Genomic DNA, 21,156 nt, shown 5'->3' with positions numbered 1-21,156 from the left:
GGGTCGTGTGGTGACGTCGAGCTCCCGCCGGGAACGGTTGCGTCGATGGGGATCGGATGCGGCCGGGATGGCGGGCTGGGTGGTGGGCCACGCGTGGCGGCTCGTGGCCCACCATGGGCCGCCGGTGGCCGGGCTGGTGATGCTGTCGGTCGGCGCGGGGCAGGTGTACGGCCCGGCGGGGTGGATCACCGCGGGCACGGTGCTGCTGGTCGACCGGGCGGTCGACGAGTACCGCGACGCTCGGGGAGGTGCCGGCCGATGAGCATCTTGTTCCGCGCCCCGCGTGAGCACCGTCAGCTGCAGTTCGTGAACCCGCCGATCCCGCCCAACAGCGAAGCCGGCGGGTTCACCTCGCCGGACCTGACGCGGGCCGAGTCCAGCCTGCAGAAGATCGCGGTGTGGGCGTGTGTGAACCTGGTCGCCACGATCGCCGAGACGATGCCGCTCGACGAGTACGTCGAGGGCGAGAAGCGGCCGGTGCCGCTGGAGCCCTGGCTGGCCGATCTGGACGGCACCGGGCACGGCCTGGGTGACTGGCTCTACCAGTACGTGTTCAGCCAGATGTTGCGCGGCAACGCCTACGGAACCGTGCTCGAACGCGACAAGCGGCGCGGTACGCCGACGCAGATCGTGCTGCAGCACCCGGACAAGACGCGGGTGCGGCGCGATCCACGCGACGGGCACCTCGACTGGACGGTATGCGGGCAGCCGGTCGACGCGTCGAAGATGTGGCACAAGCGGGTGTTCCCGGTGCCGGGCGAAATGCTCGGCTTGTCACCGATCGAGCTGCACGCGCTGACGATCGGCCTAGGGTTGAGCTCGCTGAACTTCGGTGCGGCGTGGTTCCGCGACGGGGCGCACCCGTCCGGGATCCTCACCAACGACCAGCTCGACATGAAGGACGAGGACCAGGCCAAGACGGCGAAAGCCCGGTTCCTGGCCGCGATCCGGGGCACGCGTGAGCCGCTGGTGCTGGGCAAGGGCTGGGCGTTCAAGGCGATCCAGGTGGCGCCCAACGAGTCGCAGTTCCTGGAGACCAACAACTACACCTCCGCGGAGTGCTGCAACATCTTCGGGCCGGGGTTCGCGTCGGTGTTCGGGTACAGCACGGGCGACAACTCGCTGACCTACACCAACATCGAGCAGCGCAGCCTCGATCTGCTGACCTACGCGGCGGATCCGTGGCTGGTGCGCATCGAACGCGTGTTGAGGATGCTGCTGCCGCCGGGCCGGTTCGTGAAGTTCAACCGGGCCGCGCTGGTCAAGACCGACCTGTTGACCCGCTACCGGGCGCACGAGATCGCGCTGCGCAACGACTTCAAGGTCGTCAACGAGGTCCGCGACGACGAGGACCTGGCGCCCGTCGAGTGGGGCGCCAAGCCTGTCGAGCAGAAGAAGCCGATCCCCATCGCACCCGCCGATCCGTCCGCAGTGGACGACGACAAGTTGCCGGGAGGGCAGTGATGGCGAGCAAGAGCGACCGCGCGAAGGTCACGGGCACCGAGCGCCGCGCCTACCCGGTGCGGCTCGAGGTCCGCGCCCAGGGCAGCAACAACGCGACGATCGAGGGCTATGCCTCGGTCACCGAGGCGCCGTACGAGATGTGGGACTGGGCCGGCTCCTACACCGAGGTGATCCGCGCCGGCGCCTTCACCAAGACGCTCAGCGAGAACCCGCAGACGCAGCTGCTGCTCAACCACGGCGGCCTGTCGATGGCCTACACCCGTGCCGGGACGCTGCGCCTGGCCGAGGACTCCACCGGCCTGCACATGGCCGCGGACCTCAACACCAGCCGCGGCGACGTGCGGGACATGGTGGCGGCGATCGAGGACGGCAACGTCGACGAGATGAGTTTCGCGTTCCGCGTCCCGCCGGGCCGGTCGCAGTGGTCCCCGGACTACGACGAGCGCGCGATCCTCGAGGTGGACATCCACCGCGGTGACGTGTCGGTCGTCAACTTCGGCGCCAACCCGAACACGTCGGTCGAGGCGCTCGCGATGCGCGGCGTCGACCTGGACCGCCTGGACCCCGCGGCCGCCCAGGACCTGCTGGCGCGGCTCCAGAAGCGCCTGGCGGCCCCGCAACCGGCCGCCGGTGCCGAACATCCGCTCTCGCTGTACGTGGCGCAGGCGCAGGCCCTGAGCCTGTAGCCACGCCGAGCTTGTGCCCGGTCCAGAGCCAAGTAGGAGAGCGCTGAACGGCTCGTAAGTCGGGGACCCGCGGAGCAGCGACCGCGGCGGGTTCGAATCCCGTCGGGTACACGAAAACCCTGCCTCAACCGCACGCGCCGGAGCACCGCGCCGGAGCGCACTTTGTCGTGCGCCACCACCCGGAGCCACCACCCGACCGGTGTGCAGGGAGCCCCACCCATCACCCATCACAGGAAGGAGCGGGCTCCCATGTTGGAGTTCCTGCGCAAGCAGCTCGCCGAGCTGCTCACCAAGCGTGCCAGCCTCAAGGCCGAGATGGACGGTGTGCTCGCGGCACCGACCAAGGAGCAGCGTGGCCTCACCGACGACGAGGCCAAGCTGTTCGACGAGAAGCGTGCGGCGATCGGCGCCGTCGACGGCGAGATCGAGCCGCTGCAGGCCCGGATCGCCGAGCTCGTCGAGATCGAGGAGCGCTCGGCGCGGGCGGACAAGCTCGCCGCCGACCTCGGCCAGACCGGTCAGCAGCGTGGCCCGGCGCCGGCGGTCGTGACCTACGAACAGACCACGTACCACCGTGGGTCGCGGCACTCGTACTTCCTCGACCTCGCCCGCGCCGCGGTCGGCCAGGGCGACGCCGATGGCGGTGTCGACGGCGCCAGGGAGCGGCTGCAGCGGCACGGCAAGGAGATGGACGTCGAGCTGCCGGCACGCGAGGCACGGCGTGCGCAGCGGGCCAAGCAGCAGCTCGAGGAGCTCGACCGCGACCTGCTCCGAGACGAGAAGCGGCTGCGCGGTGAGTCGGGGTTCGAGAAGCGCGTCAACCCGAACCGCACGGACGGGCAGGGCGGCTACTTCGTGCCGCCGCTGTGGCTGGTCGACGACTTCATCGACCTGCCGCGGTTCGGCCGGGCGTTCCTCAACACGGTGCGCAACCTGGACCTGCCGCCGGGCACGGACTCGATCAACATCCCGAAGGTCGCGACCGGTACGGCGACGGGGATGCAGACCGCCGACGCCGGATCGGTGCAGTCCACGGACATGACCGACACGTTCGTCACCGCGCCGGTGCGGACGATCGCCGGTCAGCAGGACGTCGCGATCCAGCTGCTCGACCAGTCGCCGGCCGGGTTCGACGAGATCGTCTTCACCGACCTGATCGCGGACCTGAACATGCGCCTGGACATCCAGGGCATCAACGGCACCGGGTCGAACGGGCAGCTCAAGGGCATCTTCGCAGTGTCGGGGGTCAACAACATCACCTACACCGACGCGTCCGCGACGCTGCCGGAGCTGTGGCCGTTCCTGATGCAGGGGCTGTCGCAGTCGGCGAAGAACCGCAAGATGATGCCCTCGGCGATGTTCCTCACGCCGTCGCGGTGGTTCTGGATGGCGTCCTACCTGGACGGTTCGAACCGGCCGCTGATCACACCGGAGACCAACGCGCCGTTCAACCCGATGGCTCTGCAGACCGGCGGTGACGTCGAGGGCCCGGTCGGCCGCATCCTGCAGTTCCCGTTGATCGCCGACGGCAACATCCCGGCGAACCTGGGCGGGGGCAGCAACGAGGAGTGGATGTTCAACGCCCGCACCTCGGACATGTACCTGTGGGAGGGCGCCAAGCGCACCCGCGTCCTGCAGGAGGTGCTGTCCGGGACGCTGCAGATCCGGTTCCAGGTCTACGAGTACGCGGCGTTCATGCCCGACCGCCGGCCGGAGCAGATCTCGATCATCAAGGGCACGGGCCTGCTCGCCCCGTCCGGCTACTGATCGGCTCACCAGCTCGGGACCGGCGGCCGCCGCGCGCGGCCGCCGGTTCCGTGTCCTGCAGCGACTTTCCTCGAGGGGAGCGATCTTTCCCGTGAACGTGAACATCATCGGCGAGCTGCGTGCACTGCACACCGAGCTCGCCCGCTACCAGGCCGACGGCCGCGACGACCGCGCGGTCCAGGTGCAGCACGAGATCAGCGGCCGCGTCGCCGTGGTGCGCGACGCCATCACGCAACTCGACCGGCAGGCCGAGGTCGCCGAGGCGACCGAGGACCACGTCACCGCGGCCGAGGCGAAGGTCAAGGCGGCCGAGCTGCGCGAGGGCCTGGCCGACGTCCTCGGCGACGCCGACGACGAGCCGACGGACGACGACACGTCAGCAGCCGCCGACGCCGAGCCCGCGGCCGCCGAGCCCACGCGTACGGCGGCCAGCAAGGCGCCGCGTGAGCGCGCCGTTCCCGCAGCGAAGAAGTAGGAGGCGCACGCCATGCCGTTGACCCGAGGCAACTACCCGGTCACCAATCCGCAGTGGACGCTGGCGGGCAAGCCGTCTGGCCTGAACCGGCAGAACCTGCCGCGCGAGGACTGTGTCACCGACCTGGACACGGCGCTGACCACGCAGGTGATGCTGTCCGCCGCGCTGCACCTGGAAGCCGGCGACATCGTCACGAACCTGACGTTCAAGTCGGGCGCCACCGCGGCGAACACGCCGACGAACTGGTGGTTCGCGCTCTACGACGACTCGGCCACGCCGGCGTTGTTGTCGCAGTCCGCCGATCAGCTCACTGCGGCGTGGGCGGCGAACACCGTCAAGACGCTCGCGCTCGCGACTCCGCAGCTGATCAGCCGACCGGGCATCTACTACGCCGCGATCATGGTCAAGGCCACCACGGTCCCGTCGTTGGTCGGTGTCGCCACGTTCGCGGGCGCCTCGGCCGGGTGGCTGTCTGGTGACAAGACGCTCGCGCAGACCTCCGGTGCGGCGCTGACCACCACGGCGCCGGCCACGATCGCCACCCCGACCGCGAAGGCTTTCGTGCCGCGCGTGGTCGCGACCTGACCGGAGCGGGGGTTTTCCAGTGGCTTCAACGAATTACGCCACTCTGCCCCTGCTCAAGGAGTCGCTCGGCATCAGCGACAACGTCAGCGACAACCTGCTGGAACCGGCGCTCGCCTCGGCGAGCCGCTCGATCGACAACGCCACCGGGCGCCGGTTCTGGATCGACGACTCCGCCACCGCCCGCGTGTATCGGCCGGCCGAGCGGACCGTGGTGCAGCGCGGCGGTGTGCTGCTGCTCGTCGACGACATCGCCGACACCACGGAGCTGGTCGTCGAGCAGGGCACCACGGGGTCGTGGACCGCGCTCACCGACTACGAGACCGAACCCGAGAACGCGCTCGCTCGCAGCAGGCCGATCACCGGCCTGCTACGGCTGGGCGCGTGGGGCGGCGGCTACGCGATGCGGGTGCGGGTGACCGCACGCTGGGGCTGGCCGAGTGTGCCGGACGAGGTCGTGCAGGCGACGCTGATCCAGGCCGCGCGGCTGTACCGCCGCAAGGACAGCCCTGAGGGGGTCACCTCCACCAGTGAGTGGGGACCGATCCGAGTCAACCGGCTGGACCCCGACGTACAGGCACTGTTGGCGCACCTCGTGCTGCCCGCCTTCGGCTGAACAGCCACCTTCCCGATCCGCCACCAGAAAGGAGGCGGGTCCACTGTGGACGTAGTGGCCGTCTTCGAAGGCCTCGCCGAGGCCGCGAGCTCCATCGAGGGCCTGCGGTGCTCGGCGTTCATGCCCGACTCGATCAGCCCGCCGGTGTTCTACCCGGTCGAGCTGGAGATCGACTTTGATCTCTCCTACGGCCGCGGTCACGACGACTTCAACCCGGTCGTCTGTCGCGTGCTGGTGCCGCGCTCGGACGACCGCAGCGGCCAGAAACTGTTGCAGCAGTACATGAAAGGCGCCGGTCCACTCTCGGTCAAACGGGCGCTGGAGGCCGACAGGACGCTCGGCGGCGCCTGCTCGTCGCTGCACGTCGCGAAGGTGCGCGGCATGGGCCAGTACGAGCACGGCGTCTACGACTACATCGGGGCCGACTGGCTGGTCCGCGTCATCGGAAGGGGTGACTGACCATGGGCTCGTTCGTGCTCACCAACGTCCGGATGTTCGCCGGCGGGCTGGACATGACCGGCCGCAGCAACCAGGTCAAGACCGAAACCGAGGTCGCCGAGAAGGACAGCACCAACTTCGGGTCCGGCGGCTGGGGCGAGGTCAAGGGCGCGCTGGTCAAAAGCGAGTGGGAAGCCGGCGGCCAATGGGAGGCCGGCGGCGCCGGGTTCGTCGACGACGAACTGTTCGCCGCGCTCGGCGGTGTCGGCGCGTGGTCAATGTGCCCGGACGGCGCAGCGGTCGGGTCGCTGGCGTGGCTGACCAAGGCGATGACCGCGAAGTACCAGCTCGGCGACGCGGTCGGCGAGATCGCGCCCTGGTCGGCCGAGGCCAAGGGGTCGTGGCCGCTGGCCCGCGGGCTGGTGGCCCACCCGCCCGGCACGGCGCGCACGGCGACCGGTAACGGCACCGGGCAGCAGCTCGGCGCGGTCGCGGCCGGCCAGTACCTGTACGCGGCGGCGCACATCCTGTCGGTCGCCGGGACGTCGACCCCGACCATCACGCTCGGGATCGAGTCCGCTCCGGACAACACGTTCGCCGCCCCGACCAGCCGCATCAGCTTCGCCGCGGCCACGGCGGTGAGCGGGCAGATCCTGCGCACCGCGGGTGCGATCACCGACACCTGGTTCCGTCCGGTGTGGACGATCAGCGGCACCAGCCCGTCGTTCCTGTTCGTCGTCAGCTTCGGCGTGAAGTGAGGTAACTCCAATGGCAATCATGGTCTTGACCGCGTCGTACCTGAGCCTCGCGGGCACCAACGTTTCCGACCACACCAAGAAGATCGAGCTCGCCGCCGAGGTGGATGAGAAGGACGTCACGACGTTCGCGTCCCTGGGCTGGGTCGAGGTCAAGGGTGGGCTGAAGAAGGGTTCGCTCGCCGCGACGTTCCTGCAGGACGTCGCCGCCGGCCAGATCGACTCGATGATGTGGCCGCTGCTGGGCACGAACATCGCGTTCGAGGTTCGGCTCGACAACGCCGCGGTCGGCGCGTCCAACCCGAAGTACACCGGCAGCGTTCTGGTCAAGAAGTGGACACCGATCGCCGGTGCGCCCGGCGACGTCGCCGAGGTCGACGTCGAGTACCCGACGTCCGGCGCGATCACCCGCGCGACCGCCTGAGCGCGCGGCCGCCGGGCCTGGCGGGGACCGGCCCGGCGGCCGCGGTCACCTCGAGGAGGTGCGCTGTGCCGGTCGATCTGTCGATCGACGAGCGTCGGCTGCGGGACCTGGCGCGTGCGATGCGGTCCGAAGAGGACGGCAAGGAGCTGCGCAAGGACCTCACCAAGACCGCGCGCAACGTGCTCAACCCGACCCGCAACGCGGTTCGGGCGGCGATCAAGTCGATGCCCAGCCGCGGGCACGCCGGGCCCAAGCTGCGGTCGGCGATCGCGGGCAAGGTGATGGTGCAGATCCGCCAGTCGGGCAAGTACCCCGGCGCGGTGATCCGCGCGAAGAAGACCCCGAACGTGCGGAAGTTCCGCAACGCGCCGAAGCGTACGAATTCGCGCAGCGGCTGGTTTCACCCGTCGATCGGGAACAACGCGGTGCGGGTGCACCAGCGCGGCAAGCCTGGCTGGTTCGACGACGAAACGAAGAAGGACCGCCGTAAGTACCGCCGCGAGATGCGCGGCGTGATCCAGCGTGCCGAGGCGCGCCTACGCAGAAAGGTGTGACACACCGCCATGTTCGTCACGTACATGCCTGAGGGCGCCGAGGAGACCCGCTGGGAGTTCGCCGCATCGGAGGTGACCGCCAGCCAGGCCGAGGAGATTGAGAAGTCCTACGGCGCCACGTGGGACAAGTTCCTGGTCGAGGTGTTCACCGGTGGGATCCGGGCGCGCCGTCACCTGCTGTGGCACCTGATGCGCACCGAGCACCCGACGGTGCTCTACATCGACACTCCGGATTTCCGGATCGGCGAGCTGGAGTGCGAGTTCGACAAGTCCGAGCTCGCCGCGATGCGGGACAAGCTGGCGCAGGACAAGAGCGTCGACCCGGCCGTGCTGGCGCACCTGGACGCCGAGATCGAGACGGCCCCGGAGGGCACGGCGGGAAAAGCCCACTTGAACAGAAGCGCAAGGCGTATGGACTCGCGATCGCGCGGGAGTTCCACATCACGCTCGAAGCCCAAGCGCTGATGCCGGTGCCGCAGTTCCTGGCGGCGTGTGAGGCGATCGACGAGCTGCGCAAGCAGGCCGAGAAACACAAGTAGCGCAACAGGTGTGCGGTCTGGCGGGAGGTGATCCCGTTGGGCGACACCAGCTTGCTGTTCAACCTGCTGGCGCGCGACGGCGTGAGCAAGGTGCTGTCGAAGATCCGCGCCGAGGCGGTGGCGACCGCCGTGGTGCTGGGCCACACCGGGGCGTCGACGGCGAGCATGGCCAAGCACAACGCGGCCGCGGTCGCCATGCTGGGCAAGGCGTTCGTCGCGCTGGGCGCGGCCGCCGCCGGTGGCGCGCTGATCGCCGCCGGCGCGCTGGCCGCTTTGCCGCTGCTGTTCGCCGGCATAGGTGCGCTGGCGCTCAAGGAGAACGCCGAGGTCAAGGCGGCGTTCTCCGGGCTCGGGGAGGACGTCAAGACCAAACTGACGGCGGCCGCGGCGCCGCTGGTGCCGTTCTTCGTGCAGATCGCGCACGAGCTCGGCGACGCCTTCGGTCAGATCGTGCCGCAGCTGGCCCAGATCTTCTCCATGCTGGGCCCCTTCCTGCTGACGCTCACGCAGGGCATCACCGGCATGGTGGTCAACGCCATGCCGGGGTTCGTCACGGCGATCCAGTCCGCCGGGCCGGTGGTCGGGGCGCTGAAGGAGGGCCTGACCTCGCTGGGCACCGGCCTGTCGTGGTTCTTCGAGAACCTGTCCAGCGGCGCGCTGGGCGCCGGTCAGGGACTCTCCGCGCTGCTGGTCGCGGTGTCCGGGCTGCTGCCCACCCTGGGGGCGTTCCTCGGCACCCTCGCGACCGTCGGCGGGCCGCTGCTGGCCGCGCTGCTGCCGCTGATCAACGCCCTGGCCAACAGCATCATGAACGGGCTGGGGTCGGTGCTGCAGCAGCTCGCCCCGGTCCTCGGCGCGCTGGGCGCGGCGCTCGCCCCCGTGGTGATCGCTTTCATGCAGCTGTTCACCGCGGTGGCCGGCGCGCTGGGCCCGGTCCTGGCCCAGATCGGCGCCACCATGGTGCAGATCCTGCCGCCGGTGCAGCAGCTGATCGCCGCGTTGCTGCCGCTGGTGCCCGCGCTGGCGTCGCTGCTGACGCCGCTGCTGCCGCTGGCGCCGGTCCTGGTGCAGATCGTGGCCGCGCTGGTGCAGGGTCTGGTGCCGGCGCTGGTGGCGCTGGCGCCGATCGTGTCGCAGATCCTCGGCCTGGTCGCGGCGTTCGTGTCGCAGGCGCTGCTCAAGCTGGCCGCCGCGGTCACCCCGCTGATCCCGATGATCGGCCAGTTCGCCGCCGCGGCGGGGCAGGTGCTGCTCGCCGCGCTGACCGCGATCGCGCCGGTGCTGATGCAGCTGGTCGACGTGGTGGTGCAGCTGCTGCCGGTGTGGTTGCAGCTGCAGGACCCGGTGCTGCAGCTGGTGACCGCGCTGACCCCGCTGATCGGGCTGGTGGCCAAGCTCGCCGGGTTCCTGATCGGTCTGGTCGCGCCGGTGTTGGTCAAGATGCAGACGCTGATGGTCGGCCTGGCGGCGACGATCATCGGCTGGGTCGGCGGTGCGGTGCAGTGGCTGGTCGACAACGTGCCCGCCGCGTGGGACGCCGTCGCCGGCGCGGTCGGCTCGGCGGTCGACTGGATCAAGGGCGCGATCGACTGGTTCGCCGGGCTGCCCGCCATGATCGGCGGCTGGTTCTCCTCGGCCGGGTCGGCGGCGTCCGGTGCCCTGTCGTCCTTTGTGGACTGGGTGGCGGCGCTGCCGGGCCGGATCGGGTCGTTCCTGGCCGCGCTGCCCGGTGTGTTGTGGAACGGCTTCCTCACGGCGATGCAGATGGGGCTGCACGCGGTGAGCGAGGGCATCCAGTGGATCATCGCGGCGATCATCGTGCTGCCGTACTGGATCGGGCAGGGCCTGCTGGGTCTGGGGCAGCTGCTGGTGGACCTGATCGTGAACGCCTGGAACTGGGCGGTGCAGGCGACGATCACCGGTGTTACCGCGGTGGTGAATTTCGTGACGCAGCTGCCGGGCATGATCGTCAACGGGGTGATCGCGCTCGGTCAGCTGCTCGCCGAGTGGGCCGCGGCGGCGTGGTCGTGGGCGGTCAACACGACGGTCGCCGTCGCGACCGGCATCATCAACTGGGTCGTCGGCCTGCCGGGCCGGATCGCCGCGGCGGTGTCGGCTCTGGGCGGGCTGCTGGTGTCCTGGGCGGTCTCGGCGTGGAACTCCGCGGTGTCGGCGACGATCAGCGCCGCGACGGCGATCTGGACGTTCGTGTCCTCGATCCCCGGCCGGATCCTGTCCGCGCTCGGGGACCTCGGCCACCTGCTGTGGCAGGCCGGCAGCAAAATCATCCAGGGCCTGCTCGACGGGCTGAAGGCCTCGATCGGGGCGGTGTGGGACTTCGTCGGCGGCATCGGAGACAAGATCGCCTCGCTGAAGGGGCCGCTGCCGGTCGACCTGGTGCTGCTCACCCCGGCCGGTCAGGCGATCATGCAGGGCCTGCTCGGTGGTCTGCGGTCGCAGGAATCCGCGTTGTGGTCCTACGTCGGCGGGATCACCGACCGGCTCGCCGGTGTCGGCAAGTCCCCGTTCGGTGTCGCGGTCGAGCAGATGGTGTCCACGATTGCCGGGCCGCCGCCGGCGGCCGCGGCCAACGCCGCGCTCACCGCCGCCGGCGCCGGTGGCTCTGGTGCGGCCGGTGTGCCCCGGTTCGTGCTGGAGCTGCGCACCGGCGGCAGCAAGTGGGACGACGCGCTGCTGGAGAGCATCCGCAACAGCGTCCGCGACGAGGGCGGCGACGTCGTCGTGGTGTTGGGGGGTTCCGCGTGATCACCTTCCCGACGAGCCAGCTCGAGGTGATCCCGGAGCTGTACCTCGGCTCCCGGTGGGTCGACGTCGTCTCGGACGTGCAGCTGCGCGGCACCGGCATCCGGATCAGCCGCGGCCGCGCCAACGAGGCCACCGCGGTAGCGCCGTCGAAGTGCGGGCTGTCGCTGAACAACGCCGGCGGCAAGTACTCGCCGCGCAACCCGCTGGGCGCCTACTACGGCACGCTGGGCCGCAACACCCCGTTGCGGGTCGCGCTGCGCCTGGCCCGCGACACGTTCAGCACGACCGCGTCGAACGGCTGGGGCACGTCGACGAGCGGGGACGCGTGGAGCATCGCGCAGTCCGGCGGCACGAGCGCGGACTTCGCGGTCAACTCTGGGGTCGGCAAGCACACCGTCGGCACAGCGGCGACCTACCGGCTCAGCTACGCCGCCGGCGTCACCATGCGCGACGTCGACGTGGCGGTGACGGTCAGCCTGCCGTTCACCAACGTCACGGGCGGGCAGGTCGAGCCGGCCAACCTCGTCCTGCGCGGTGTGTCCACATCGGACTACTACCTGGTGCGGGTCGTGATCACCACGGCCGAGGCCGTCACCGTGCAGTTGATGAACGCCGCGGGCACGACCTACAGCTCGGCGGTCACGGTGGCCGGGCTGACGCACACCTCGGCGCAGAGCCTGCGGGTGCGGGCCCAGTTCGAGGGCCAGACGATGCGCGCCAAGGTGTGGGCCGTCGACACCTCGGTCGCCAACAGCACCGGGGAGCCGTACGACTGGACGGTGACCGCGCACGTCTCCGACGCCCCGCGCACCGGCTGGGTCGGCGTGCGCACGGGCGCGGGCACTGGCAACACCAACGTCAGCTTCACGGCGTCTTATGACGATTGGGAGGTCCGGTCGCCGCGGTGGGCCGGTGAGGTCAGCAACTGGCCGCCGAAGTGGGACCTGTCGCTCAACGACGCGTGGACCCCGATCGAGGGCCGCGGGCCGTTGCGCCGCCTCGGCCAGGGCAAGACGCCTGCACGGTCGGCGCCGCGCGCCTACATCCCGACCAGCGACCCGAACGTGATCGCCTACTGGCCGCTGGAGGACGGGCCGCTGTCGGCGACCGGACGGCCGGTGATCGGCGCGAACGACATGATCCTCACCAGCGACTTGGCCGCGCGGCAGCACTTCGGCCAGGGCGACATGGGCCCGTTCCTCGCGCCGGGTCTGCGGTTGCGGGGCGGCACGGACCGGATCACCGGCTGGGTCGACTCGCCGTCCGGCGCGGCGTCGGAGTGGACGGTCGACCACCTGCGCGCCGGTGGCCGCGACACCAACACCATCATCACCATCGACGTGCAGGGCATCAGCGGCTCGTTCACCGCACGGCAGTGGCTAGTGGAGTTTCTGTTCGCGACGTCGGAGATCCGGATCACCCCGCCGGGTGCCGGGGCGACCACGATGTCGGTGTCCGATCTGTACGACGACGCCGCCCACCACGTGCGGATCTTCGTCGAGCAGGACGGCGCGGATGTCCACTGGTGGATCGACGTCGACTCGACGCCCATCGGCAACGGTGCGGTCGCCGCGATGACGCTGACCTACCCGTACAGCGTGCAGATCCTCGACCAGAGCACGCACACGCAGCAGTTCGCGTGCCAGCACGTCGTGGTCTACAAGGACAGCCGGCCGTTGAGTAACTTCGCCTACCCGGTGCTGGGGTGGGCGGGCGAGACCGCGCTCAACCGCATGATCCGGCTGTGCAGTGAGAACAACATCCCGTTCTCCTACCAGGGTGATCCGGCCGCGACGGCGGCGATGGGGCCGCAGGGCGTCAAGCCGGTGCTCGAGCTGTTGCGGGAGTGCGCGGACACCGACCGCGGCACGCTGTATGAGACGCGCGGGACGGCGGGGCTGGCGTATCGGGCGCGCGCGTCGATCTACAACCAGACCGCGGCCGCCACCTTGCCGTTCGGCGCGCTGACGCTACCGTTCGACCCGACCGACGATGACCAGTCGGTACGAAACGACGTCACCGTGAAGACCTTGCTCGGCAGTGAGGTGATGGCCGAGCAGACCACCGGTCCACTGTCCACCGCGGACCCATGGGACGGCGGCGCCGGGCGGTACGACACCCAGTACGACGTCAACGTCAACCTCGCCGGACAGCTCGCCGATCTGGCCGGGTGGCTGCTGCACGAGGGCACAGCCGACGAGCTGCGGTTCCCCGTCCTCACCGTCGACCGGGTGTGCACGACGCTGGCGAACGACGCCGCCACGTCGCGGGCGTTGCTCGACCTCGACGTCGACGACCGCCTGGTCGTCACCGGCGCGAGCTCGGTCTACATCTACGACGACATCAACCAGATCGCCCGCGGCTACAACGAGACGCTCAACATCAGCGAGCACGCGTTCGGCATCAACGGCTCCCCCGGCTCGGTGTACGAGGTTGTGCACACCGACGACACCACACGGGACAAGGTCGACTCGGGCACGTCGACGCTGGCGTCCTCGGCGACCAGCGGCGCGCCCTCGTTGTCGGTGGCCACCAGCCACCCCTACGACCTGTGGGTCACCGGTTCCGGCCTCTCGATCCCCATCATGATCGCCGGGGAGCGGATGACCGTCACGCAGATCACCGGCGCCACCAGTCCGCAGACGTTCACCGTGTCCCGCAGCCAGAACGGCGTGGTCAAGGCTCACACGGCCGGCGCCGCGGTGAAGCTGGCCCGCCCGGCGATCGTCGCGCTGTAGAAGGGAAATCACCCGTGGGCAACTTCACCGGTATCGACCTGACCGGCGCGATCCTGCAGGACCGTTGGGGCGTCACCAAGTACAAGACCGCCGATGAGCCCTTGGCGAGCTCGGCGACGTTCCAAAACGACGACCAGTTGTCCGGGTTCACTGTTGTGGCGAACGCGGTCTACGCGCTGGAGCTCGTCTCGGTGTTCACCGCCCACGCGTCGGGTGGGCTGAAGCAGAGGTTCGTCATTCCGTCCGGTGCCTCACTGGAGGGCTGGATGTTCGGCAACGACCCCGGCACGGCCGACGTGCAGGCCGGCACGCCCGGCGACGGTCAGGTCACCGGTATCGCCGGTGTCACCAGCACCCGTCTGCCGTGGTTCATCCGCGGCACGCTGATGATGTCGTCAACCGCTGGAGTGCTCGACTGGCAGTGGGCGCAGAACGCCAGCTTCGCCACCGCGACGATCGTCCACAAGGGATCCCGGCTGACCCTCAAGCGGATCGACTGAACCGCGCTCCCTGTTGCACCACAACCGAACCCCGACCCGACGTCGTGAAGGAGGGGTTCGCTTGAGCGGCCTCATGACCCCAGACCTGCTCACCGCCGCCGGCGGCGCCGTCACCGCGGTGCTCACGGCCTGGAACGCCAAGCAGGGCAAGAAACTGCGGGAGCTGGAAGGCAAGACGGCCCAGCTCGAAACGTGGCGCACCGTGGCGATCGGCTACATCGGAACCCTGCTGTTCCTACTCGCCGAGCGCGGCATTCAACCGCCGCAGCCGCCCAAGGAACTGGGGCTCACCCTCACCGTCAACCAGCCCAAGGAGGAATGATGCCGGTCAAGGGCATGGACATCTCCAACCACCAAGCCGACGCCGGGATGGACGTCGAGCGCGTGGTCGCCGAGAACGACTTCGGGTTCGTGTTCATCCTCACCAACGACGGCACGGTGGTGAACCGCGCGTTCCACGCCCAGGCCGACGCCGCGGAGCGTGCCGGCGCGACCGTGCGGCCGTACACCTACCTGCGGCCGAACTGGGCGCAGACCATCGACATCCACACCAGCATCGTCGGCGACCGCTACCGCGAGTCCATCGTGGACGTCGAGGAAGGCTCGGGCGGCTGGAACGAGGTGTGGGCGGCGCACAACCGGTTGTGGGACAACGACCGCGACACCCCGCTGCTGTACTGGCCCAACTTCCACTGGCAGGCCATGGGCAGCCCGGACCTCAGCCCGCTGGCCGAGCGGGTCAGGGGTCACTGGAAGTCCTGGTATCCGGACCGCGAGTGGGACTGGTTCGACGACGCGTACGACAAGGTGCCCGCGTACCCGTGGAACGACGCACGCGGCGGAATGCCCGTGCGGATCCTGCAGTTCACGGGCACCGGTCGCGTGGCCGGCTACGGCAGCCACGTCGACCTCAATCTTTTCCCCGGCTCCCGCGAGGAGCTCGACGACCTGCTCGGAGGTGTGCTCGACATGCAGCTCAGCGACCGCATGAAGAACTGGTGGAACCAGGACGTGTCCCTCGAGGACGTGTTCCGCTACGTCGACCTGCGCGCGGCTCAGGCCGCGGAGCAGTCGGCCGCGAACGGCGTGAAGCTCGACGCGTTGCTCGGCCGCGAGGCCGGCGGCGACGTCGACGAGGCGGAGCTCGCGCGCCAGCTGCTCGCCCAGGGCCTCGGTTCGCAGCTCGGCGGGATCTCCGACGAGCAGTTCGACCAGCTGGTCACGGCGGTCAACGACGAGGCCGACCGGCGCGCGCGGCGCCGCGCGGCGGTCGTGGTTCCTCCGGTCAACCCGGACCAGCCGCTGTGAGCGCGCAGCCGACCAGTTGGGTTCCCAACGCCAAGGTCAGCGGCGGTTCCGCTGCCGGCGCGGGCACCACGATCGTGCTGTGGCTGCTCGAGTACTTCGCTCACCTGCAGCTGCCCGCGCCGGTCGCCTCGGCGATCGGCGTGCTGGTCGCGCTCGGTGTCGCGTACTGGATCCCCGGCGCGGCCGCGGTCGACGAGCCGCCGCTGACCGAGGCCGAGCGCAACCAGGTACGCCAGGCGATCCGCAACGCGATCGAGGCACGGGAAAGGGGCTGACGTGTCCACAGTGGTCGTCCGGCACTACCTGTACGGCCCCGGCCAGACCGGTGTGCCGCGACGCCGCTGCACCGTCACCCTGACCGGGCTCGGGCTGTGGCTGTCCAACGAGAACGGCGAGATCATCGACTCGGTCGTCGAGGAGTCCGACGACACCGGGTTGGTCGAGGTCACGGTCACGCCCAACTCGGAGATCGTGGGGCCCGATTCCTACTACGTGTTCCGGATCGCCGGGACGGACGTGGCGCGGGCGTTCATCGCGCCGGTGTCGGGCGCGGCGGTCAAGCTCGTCGACTGCCTCGTCGACGAGACCACCCTCGACCCACTCGACCCGGACCTGCCGTCGCTGTACCTCGCGCGCGCCGAGCTCGGCGTCGCCAACGGCGTCGCCTCCCTCGGGGCGAACGGCAAAGTGCCCTCCGCCCAGCTGCCCGCCGGGCAGGGCGGTGTCACCGACCACGGGGACCTGACCGGCCTCGGCGACGACGACCACACGCAGTACTACAACCAGACCCGCGGTGACGCCCGGTACTCCCAGCTCGGCCACAGCCACACGTCGGCGAACATCACTGACTTCGCCTCGGCGGTGAACACGATCGTCAACGCCGCGGTCGCGGCGTTGGTGGCCTCGGCGCCGGCCGCGTTGGACACGCTGGACGAGCTGGCGGCCGCGCTCGGCGATGACGCCAACTTCGCGACCACGGTCACGAACTCGCTGGCGGGCAAGGTCGCGGCGAGCCTGCTCGACGCCAAGGGCGATCTGTTCATCGCCTCAGCCGCGGACACGCCAGCGCGGCTGGCGGTCGGCGCGACCGGCGAGGTGCTGAGCGCGGACTCGTCGCAGTCGACCGGGGCGCGGTGGGTGACGCAGGACCGTGCGGCCGATCCGCTGGACATCATGTACGGGCTGGTCGCGGCGAACGACAACCCCGCACGGTTCCGGGATCCTTCCCCGCTGGGAACGAACGGCTGGTGGACGGCGATCTTCGTGCCCGCTGGGAAGGCGCTCACGACGTGCTGGTGCATGGTGCACTCCGCGGGCACGCTGGGCGCAGGTGGTGAGAACGGGTTCGCCGTCTACGACATCACCGGGGCGCAGCTCGGCACGACGCCGAGCGACAGCAGTTTGTTCACGTCGACGGGTGTCCGGGGCAAGGCGCTGTCGGCGCCGGTCGCCGCGTCGACGTCCCGGCGTGTGGTGTTCATGGAGCTGCGGCGGGAAGGGTGGAGTGTCGAGCCGTCGTTCGCCTTCCAGACCGGCCCGTCTGGTGCTGGGGCGTACGACGGCGGCTGGCCATCGGGGATTAGGAAGTCTTTCTACGCCGGTGGGACGGGCCACCCCGCGAGCATCAACCCGGCCACGCACGGCTCACCCACGGGCGGATACCAGCCCTGGATGGGGATCAGCTGAGCGAGAGCAGCTGATACGACAAGGCCCCCGCACGCTCCGGATCCGTCCGGGGTGTGCGGGGGCCTTTGTCGCGTGTGGAGGGTCAGCAGCTGCACGTGCCGGTGGGGGCGCCGCAGTCGATGCATTGTCCCGCGCGGTGTCGCTGGATTCCTTGGGCGAGCTCCCGCACGTCCTCGGCGCCCGCCGAGTTGTCGTTCGGGTGAAGCTGGCCTGCCTGCTGCAGCACGTGGTCGAGGTGCTGCTCGTGTGAGGTCACTTGAACGAACCGATGTTCTCGCTGAGGGTCAGCACGGCGTACTGGCCGGACGACTTGCCTTCCTTGACGAGCTTGCCGTCGACCGTGACTTTCGCGGAGATCTCGGGTGTGCCGTCGCCAGCCTGCACGACGAGGCTGACCATCTGGAACGCCTCGCCTGCGGGGAGCTCGAGCTCCTGGTGCCACGGCAGCTTGACGTTGCCCGCCTGCTGCTGCGACGCCTTGCCGTCCGTGATGTAGGTGATGCTCAGCGCCTGTCCAGCGCCGGTGACCTCGTAGACGACCTTGCGGGTGGCGGGTTTCGCGGGTTCCTTCGCCGCGGTGGGTTGCGCGGCCTGTGCCGAGGTAGTGGCCTGGCCGGCGGCCGCGGTTCTGTCGCTGGGTGACTTGCCGCCGTTGGCGATCCCGGCGATCACGATCAGGGCGACGATGGCGCCGAGGACCCACAGCCAGGTCTTGCGCTTCTTCACCGGCGGCGGCAGCGGGGCGTAGCCGGCGGGCGGCTGCTGGGGCGCGTACTGCGGCTGCGGCGGGTAGGGCTGGTGGCCGGGCGACTGCGGCTGAGACATCGGGTTCCCCTCTTCACGGACCTGGTTCGGATGGTTGTTCGTTCAACGGTGACTGGGTGTTACGGGCGGTGTGCACAGGGCCCTTGGTCGTACGGTCACAGCTCTGCCAGGAACCGCTCGATCAGCCCCATGGTGTAACCGAGGGCCTGGTGCAGATCTCGCGCGGCTACGACGATCGTGCTGCTCGCTCTGGCGATCTCCTCGGCCTCCGGGCGACCGCTGCCGCGCAGCGCGGCGCCGATCATGGGCTCGATGTCCTCACTGACAAAGCCGAGCACGTCGCCCGCGACCCCGTACTGATCGACGATCAGCGTCTGCGCGGCTTGCAGCGCGGCCCGGACCTCCCCGATGCTCATCGCGAACAGGCGCCTCCTGGTTCTGTGTCGTCCCATAGTTGGCCTGTCCAGGTCCAGCGCCCACGGCGAGGCCGGGACCAACCTGGCGGATGATCTGTTCGCGGCTCGGGTACACGACCGTCCTCGCTCTGGTGGTTGTGGTGGATGTACGGCCGGACGATCGACGCGAGACCGTGCGTTGGCCAAGCGTCGCGCGTGGCTTCCTCGAGGAGCTTGGCGACCGGCTGGCCGCTCGTGTGGCGCCCAGTCATGATCCGGCCAGCTCGATCCTCCGCGCTTCCAGGCGGTCGGCGAGCTCGGTCGCGGGCGACATGACAAGGCAGTCCGGGCAGTAGGGCGCAATCTCCTGCCGTTTGACCCGGCTGTCCGCGGCCGGCTGGCCACACATCGCGGTGAGGATGTCCTCGTCGTCCGGGACGGACTCGATCAGGAACAGGTGCGACCAGGCCGCGCTGGTGAGATACCACCAGGCGTACCCGGCTGGCGCGGGGATCTCCGAGCTCACTTCTTCCTCCAGCGCCAGAGCAACACGTTTTCGAGGATGAACGCGTCGAACCTGCGAACCCACCACCACCGCGCCGGAAAGCCGACGTAGGACCGGAAGCACACCCCTGCGACGAAGGCGCCGACGAGGCTGATCACGACGACTGTCCAGTTCATGTGAGTCCCCCGTTGGCGGGCGCGGCGTGGCGATGCGTGACCAACTCCGGTGCCGCGCCCACCTGGGGCCGGTGCACCGCCGGGGGGCTGAGATGCACCTGGTTTGTGGCCGCCGCAGGCGAGATGCCGTCCTCGCCTGCGGCGGGCGCGGCGGGCGCGGGCGCAGCGCAGTCCTCGCGCGCACCGCTGCCCGCCGCGCATTCGCGGCCGCCCTGGAGAACTGAGGCGGCCGGTGGCCTGACGATCACCCGGACCGAGCAGGAGGGGACGGTCCGCGGGGCGTGCCGGATTGCGGAAGCCAGCACGGCGATCGCTTCGACGCATCCCAGGGCGACGACCCTGGCCCACGTGCGTCGTCGGATCAGCCACGCGATCGGCAGGCACACAGCTGCCGTGACGTCGACGCCAAACAGGAACGCGTTCATGACGTTCCCTGCATGAGCTCGCGCCGCGCCTCGACCAGCGCGTCGATGAGCAGGGCGAGCTGCTCGGCGTCGAACGTGCCGGACGGCTGCGGAACGATGACGGCGACGCGCTGGCGGTCCTCGGTGAGGCGCACGGTGGTCTCGCGATACCTACCGATCGTCGAGTCCTGGCAGGGGATCGTGTGCGGGTCGCCCATGAGTAGCCGTCCTGTTGACTGGAGGGGTGGTGCGCACCACATCGCCGTGGTGCAACCAAGACTGGGTGGTGCGCACCACCCTCGTCAATGCCCCGATCAGGGGATCCGCGCAACCGGGTACAGGGTCCTTATGCTGTGGTGCATGAGCCGCAACACTCCGAAGGCGACCGCGATCGGCGGCAGGATTCGGGCCGCCAGGCAGGCCACAGGCAAGGGCCTCCGCGAGGTCGCCAGGGGTCTGGGGATTGACCACTCGAAGCTGTCTCGCTACGAGAACGGCGAACGGGTACCACCCGTCACCGAGCTGGCATCGATCCTCGGATACCTGGGCGTCAACGGCGAAGAACGCGAAGACGCATTGCGGATGGCAGAAGACCCGGAGTCTTCGTCATGGCTCGCCGTCGGCCTCCCGGAACAGCGCCTCCAGACGGCCGCTCTGATCGAGACCGAGGGCCTGTCGAGCAACATCACCGACGTCGCTCCCCTCGTGATCCCCGGTCTTCTGCAGATTGGTGACTACGTGCGCGGAATTCTTCGTGCCGCTGGAGCGCCACCAGAGGAAATCGCTACTCGCGTCGCGGTTCGAGTCGGCAGGTCCGAGGTCCTCACGCGATCCCATTCGCCTGTCCAGTTCACAGCCTTCATAGGTGAGGCCGCCCTCCGGAATCACATCGGCGGCCCTGAGGTGATGGCACGCCAGCTTGAGCATCTGCTCGTCATGGGTGCACGACCGAACATCAACCTGCACGTGTTCAAGATCGGCACGGATTGGCATCCGGGCCTCGACGGCCCGGTGGTGTTGCTGACCATCGACAAGGCCACGACCGTCGTATTTCTGGAGAACCGAAGGTCGGGCCTTTTCTTGCAGGGAGAGGAGGATGTCGCGGCCTACAAGACGGCCGTGGAAAAGGTGCGCCGCGTATCGCTGGATCCGGTCCAGTCCACCGAGTTCATCGAGGACGTGGCCAAACAGATGAGGTAAGTAGGAATGAGCGCTATCGAGGTGTGGCGGAAGTCCGCCCGAAGTGGAGAGAACGGGAGCTGCGTCGAGTTGTCGAACCACGGCGGCATCCGTGACTCCAAGAACCCGACCGGTCCGGAGCTGCGGCTCGGCGTGGCGGGGGTTCGGGCGCTCGTGAAGGGTGCCCAGGCCGGCCGCTTCGACAGCTGACCCAACCGAGCCACACAGGAGGCCGCGCCCAAAGCTGCTGGGCGCGGCCTCCGCGCATAGTGTGCCAGCCCCTTTCAAGATCGTCGGGTACAAACCTGGTACAGATGACCCCGCAAAACCGTGGAAGATCACGCAAAACAGCGAAGATCGTTCTTCCTGGTCACACCGTCTTCGTTATCTTCGCCGCAGGCCACGATGGCCGCTTGTCTGGTTCTACAAGAACC

General features: G+C 69.4%; 27 protein-coding genes. 21 read left to right on the top strand and 6 right to left on the bottom strand.

Translation table 11 applies throughout. The annotated features are described in order from the left end of the window. The first annotated feature begins 7 nt into the window (after positions 1–7). The 19 genes from QSK35_RS41725 (at position 8) to QSK35_RS41635 (ending at position 17,298) form a co-directional block, all read left to right on the top strand. Complete coding sequence (locus QSK35_RS41725; RefSeq protein ID WP_285753873.1) at positions 8–262, top strand: hypothetical protein; 255 nt, start codon at positions 8–10, stop codon at positions 260–262. Next, positions 259–1,464 (top strand): phage portal protein, encoded by a 1,206-nt coding sequence (locus QSK35_RS41720; RefSeq protein ID WP_285753872.1) that lies wholly within the window; start codon positions 259–261, stop codon positions 1,462–1,464. Before QSK35_RS41725 ends, QSK35_RS41720 begins: the two co-directional genes overlap by 4 nt. Continuing rightward, positions 1,464–2,150, top strand: a complete 687-nt coding sequence (locus QSK35_RS41715; RefSeq protein ID WP_285753870.1) for an HK97 family phage prohead protease — start codon at positions 1,464–1,466, stop codon at positions 2,148–2,150. The genes QSK35_RS41720 and QSK35_RS41715 overlap by 1 nt, the downstream gene beginning before the upstream one ends. A gap of 249 nt (positions 2,151–2,399) precedes the next feature. Continuing rightward, on the top strand, positions 2,400–3,917 hold the full coding sequence (locus QSK35_RS41710) for a phage major capsid protein (RefSeq protein WP_285753868.1): 1,518 nt from the start codon (positions 2,400–2,402) through the stop codon (positions 3,915–3,917). Positions 3,918–4,008: 91 nt separating this feature from the next. Continuing rightward, entirely contained in the window at positions 4,009–4,392 is a 384-nt protein-coding gene (locus QSK35_RS41705) for a hypothetical protein (RefSeq protein ID WP_285753866.1), read from the top strand. A 12-nt stretch (positions 4,393–4,404) separates the two neighbouring features. Beyond that, a complete protein-coding gene (locus tag QSK35_RS41700) occupies positions 4,405–4,977 on the top strand; it encodes a hypothetical protein (protein ID WP_285753864.1) in 573 nt (190 codons plus the stop codon). Between the two features lie 19 nt (positions 4,978–4,996). Next, the gene (locus tag QSK35_RS41695; protein WP_285753862.1) at positions 4,997–5,590 is read left to right on the top strand and encodes a head-tail connector protein; all 594 of its coding nucleotides are present in this window, start codon (positions 4,997–4,999) and stop codon (positions 5,588–5,590) included. Between the two features lie 45 nt (positions 5,591–5,635). Then, positions 5,636–6,049, top strand: coding sequence for a hypothetical protein (locus QSK35_RS41690; protein WP_285753860.1), 414 nt, complete (start codon positions 5,636–5,638; stop codon positions 6,047–6,049). Positions 6,050–6,051: 2 nt separating this feature from the next. Then, entirely contained in the window at positions 6,052–6,786 is a 735-nt protein-coding gene (locus QSK35_RS41685; protein WP_285753858.1) for a hypothetical protein, read from the top strand. Between the two features lie 10 nt (positions 6,787–6,796). Continuing rightward, positions 6,797–7,207: a phage tail protein gene (locus QSK35_RS41680; RefSeq protein WP_285753856.1), complete on the top strand. Its 411-nt coding sequence runs from the start codon at positions 6,797–6,799 to the stop codon at positions 7,205–7,207. A gap of 65 nt (positions 7,208–7,272) precedes the next feature. Then, positions 7,273–7,761, top strand: a complete 489-nt coding sequence (locus tag QSK35_RS41675; RefSeq protein ID WP_285753854.1) for a hypothetical protein — start codon at positions 7,273–7,275, stop codon at positions 7,759–7,761. Between the two features lie 9 nt (positions 7,762–7,770). Beyond that, the gene (locus QSK35_RS41670) at positions 7,771–8,226 is read left to right on the top strand and encodes a hypothetical protein (protein ID WP_285753852.1); all 456 of its coding nucleotides are present in this window, start codon (positions 7,771–7,773) and stop codon (positions 8,224–8,226) included. Between the two features lie 110 nt (positions 8,227–8,336). Then, complete coding sequence (locus QSK35_RS41665; protein ID WP_285753850.1) at positions 8,337–11,066, top strand: phage tail protein; 2,730 nt, start codon at positions 8,337–8,339, stop codon at positions 11,064–11,066. After that, entirely contained in the window at positions 11,063–13,804 is a 2,742-nt protein-coding gene (locus QSK35_RS41660) for a hypothetical protein (RefSeq protein WP_285753848.1), read from the top strand. Before QSK35_RS41665 ends, QSK35_RS41660 begins: the two co-directional genes overlap by 4 nt. A 14-nt stretch (positions 13,805–13,818) precedes the next feature. Then, the gene (locus QSK35_RS41655) at positions 13,819–14,304 is read left to right on the top strand and encodes a hypothetical protein (RefSeq protein WP_285753846.1); all 486 of its coding nucleotides are present in this window, start codon (positions 13,819–13,821) and stop codon (positions 14,302–14,304) included. A gap of 61 nt (positions 14,305–14,365) precedes the next feature. Next, positions 14,366–14,626 carry a hypothetical protein gene (locus tag QSK35_RS41650; RefSeq protein WP_285753845.1) on the top strand — a complete coding sequence of 87 codons (261 nt, stop codon included), beginning with the start codon at positions 14,366–14,368 and terminating at the stop codon, positions 14,624–14,626. Beyond that, positions 14,623–15,612 carry a glycoside hydrolase family 25 domain-containing protein gene (locus QSK35_RS41645; protein WP_285753844.1) on the top strand — a complete coding sequence of 330 codons (990 nt, stop codon included), beginning with the start codon at positions 14,623–14,625 and terminating at the stop codon, positions 15,610–15,612. Before QSK35_RS41650 ends, QSK35_RS41645 begins: the two co-directional genes overlap by 4 nt. After that, positions 15,609–15,887 carry a hypothetical protein gene (locus tag QSK35_RS41640; RefSeq protein WP_285753842.1) on the top strand — a complete coding sequence of 93 codons (279 nt, stop codon included), beginning with the start codon at positions 15,609–15,611 and terminating at the stop codon, positions 15,885–15,887. Before QSK35_RS41645 ends, QSK35_RS41640 begins: the two co-directional genes overlap by 4 nt. Before the next feature lies 1 nt (position 15,888). Further along, a complete protein-coding gene (locus QSK35_RS41635) occupies positions 15,889–17,298 on the top strand; it encodes a hypothetical protein (RefSeq protein WP_285753840.1) in 1,410 nt (469 codons plus the stop codon). A gap of 252 nt (positions 17,299–17,550) precedes the next feature. Here QSK35_RS41635 and QSK35_RS41630 read toward each other — a convergent pair whose 3' ends face one another. The 6 genes from QSK35_RS41630 to QSK35_RS41605 all read right to left on the bottom strand — a co-directional run bounded on the left by QSK35_RS41630 (position 17,551) and on the right by QSK35_RS41605 (position 19,761). Continuing rightward, the gene (locus QSK35_RS41630) at positions 17,551–18,123 is read right to left on the bottom strand and encodes an MmpS family transport accessory protein (RefSeq protein WP_285753838.1); all 573 of its coding nucleotides are present in this window, start codon (positions 18,121–18,123) and stop codon (positions 17,551–17,553) included. A 95-nt stretch (positions 18,124–18,218) separates the two neighbouring features. After that, positions 18,219–18,479: a hypothetical protein gene (locus QSK35_RS41625; protein WP_285753836.1), complete on the bottom strand. Its 261-nt coding sequence runs from the start codon at positions 18,477–18,479 to the stop codon at positions 18,219–18,221. A gap of 247 nt (positions 18,480–18,726) precedes the next feature. Continuing rightward, positions 18,727–18,984: a hypothetical protein gene (locus tag QSK35_RS41620; protein WP_285753834.1), complete on the bottom strand. Its 258-nt coding sequence runs from the start codon at positions 18,982–18,984 to the stop codon at positions 18,727–18,729. Beyond that, positions 18,981–19,139: a hypothetical protein gene (locus QSK35_RS41615; RefSeq protein ID WP_285753832.1), complete on the bottom strand. Its 159-nt coding sequence runs from the start codon at positions 19,137–19,139 to the stop codon at positions 18,981–18,983. Before QSK35_RS41615 ends, QSK35_RS41620 begins: the two co-directional genes overlap by 4 nt. Beyond that, complete coding sequence (locus QSK35_RS41610; RefSeq protein WP_285753830.1) at positions 19,136–19,564, bottom strand: hypothetical protein; 429 nt, start codon at positions 19,562–19,564, stop codon at positions 19,136–19,138. The genes QSK35_RS41615 and QSK35_RS41610 overlap by 4 nt, the downstream gene beginning before the upstream one ends. Further along, entirely contained in the window at positions 19,561–19,761 is a 201-nt protein-coding gene (locus tag QSK35_RS41605; RefSeq protein WP_285753828.1) for a hypothetical protein, read from the bottom strand. The genes QSK35_RS41610 and QSK35_RS41605 overlap by 4 nt, the downstream gene beginning before the upstream one ends. Positions 19,762–19,903: 142 nt before the next feature. Here QSK35_RS41605 and QSK35_RS41600 point away from each other — a divergent pair, with 142 nt between their 5' ends. Both QSK35_RS41600 and QSK35_RS41595 read left to right on the top strand, forming a co-directional pair. Next, a complete protein-coding gene (locus QSK35_RS41600; RefSeq protein ID WP_285753826.1) occupies positions 19,904–20,743 on the top strand; it encodes a helix-turn-helix domain-containing protein in 840 nt (279 codons plus the stop codon). 6 nt (positions 20,744–20,749) lie between these two features. Further along, the gene (locus QSK35_RS41595; RefSeq protein WP_285753824.1) at positions 20,750–20,932 is read left to right on the top strand and encodes a DUF397 domain-containing protein; all 183 of its coding nucleotides are present in this window, start codon (positions 20,750–20,752) and stop codon (positions 20,930–20,932) included. Positions 20,933–21,156: the final 224 nt, after the last annotated feature.

The organism is Lentzea sp. NBRC 105346 (assembly GCF_030269605.1).
Lineage (GTDB): Bacteria > Actinomycetota > Actinomycetes > Mycobacteriales > Pseudonocardiaceae > Lentzea.
The sequence above is the reverse complement of the archived record's forward strand: the minus strand, read 5'-3'. Positions and strand labels throughout refer to the sequence as shown.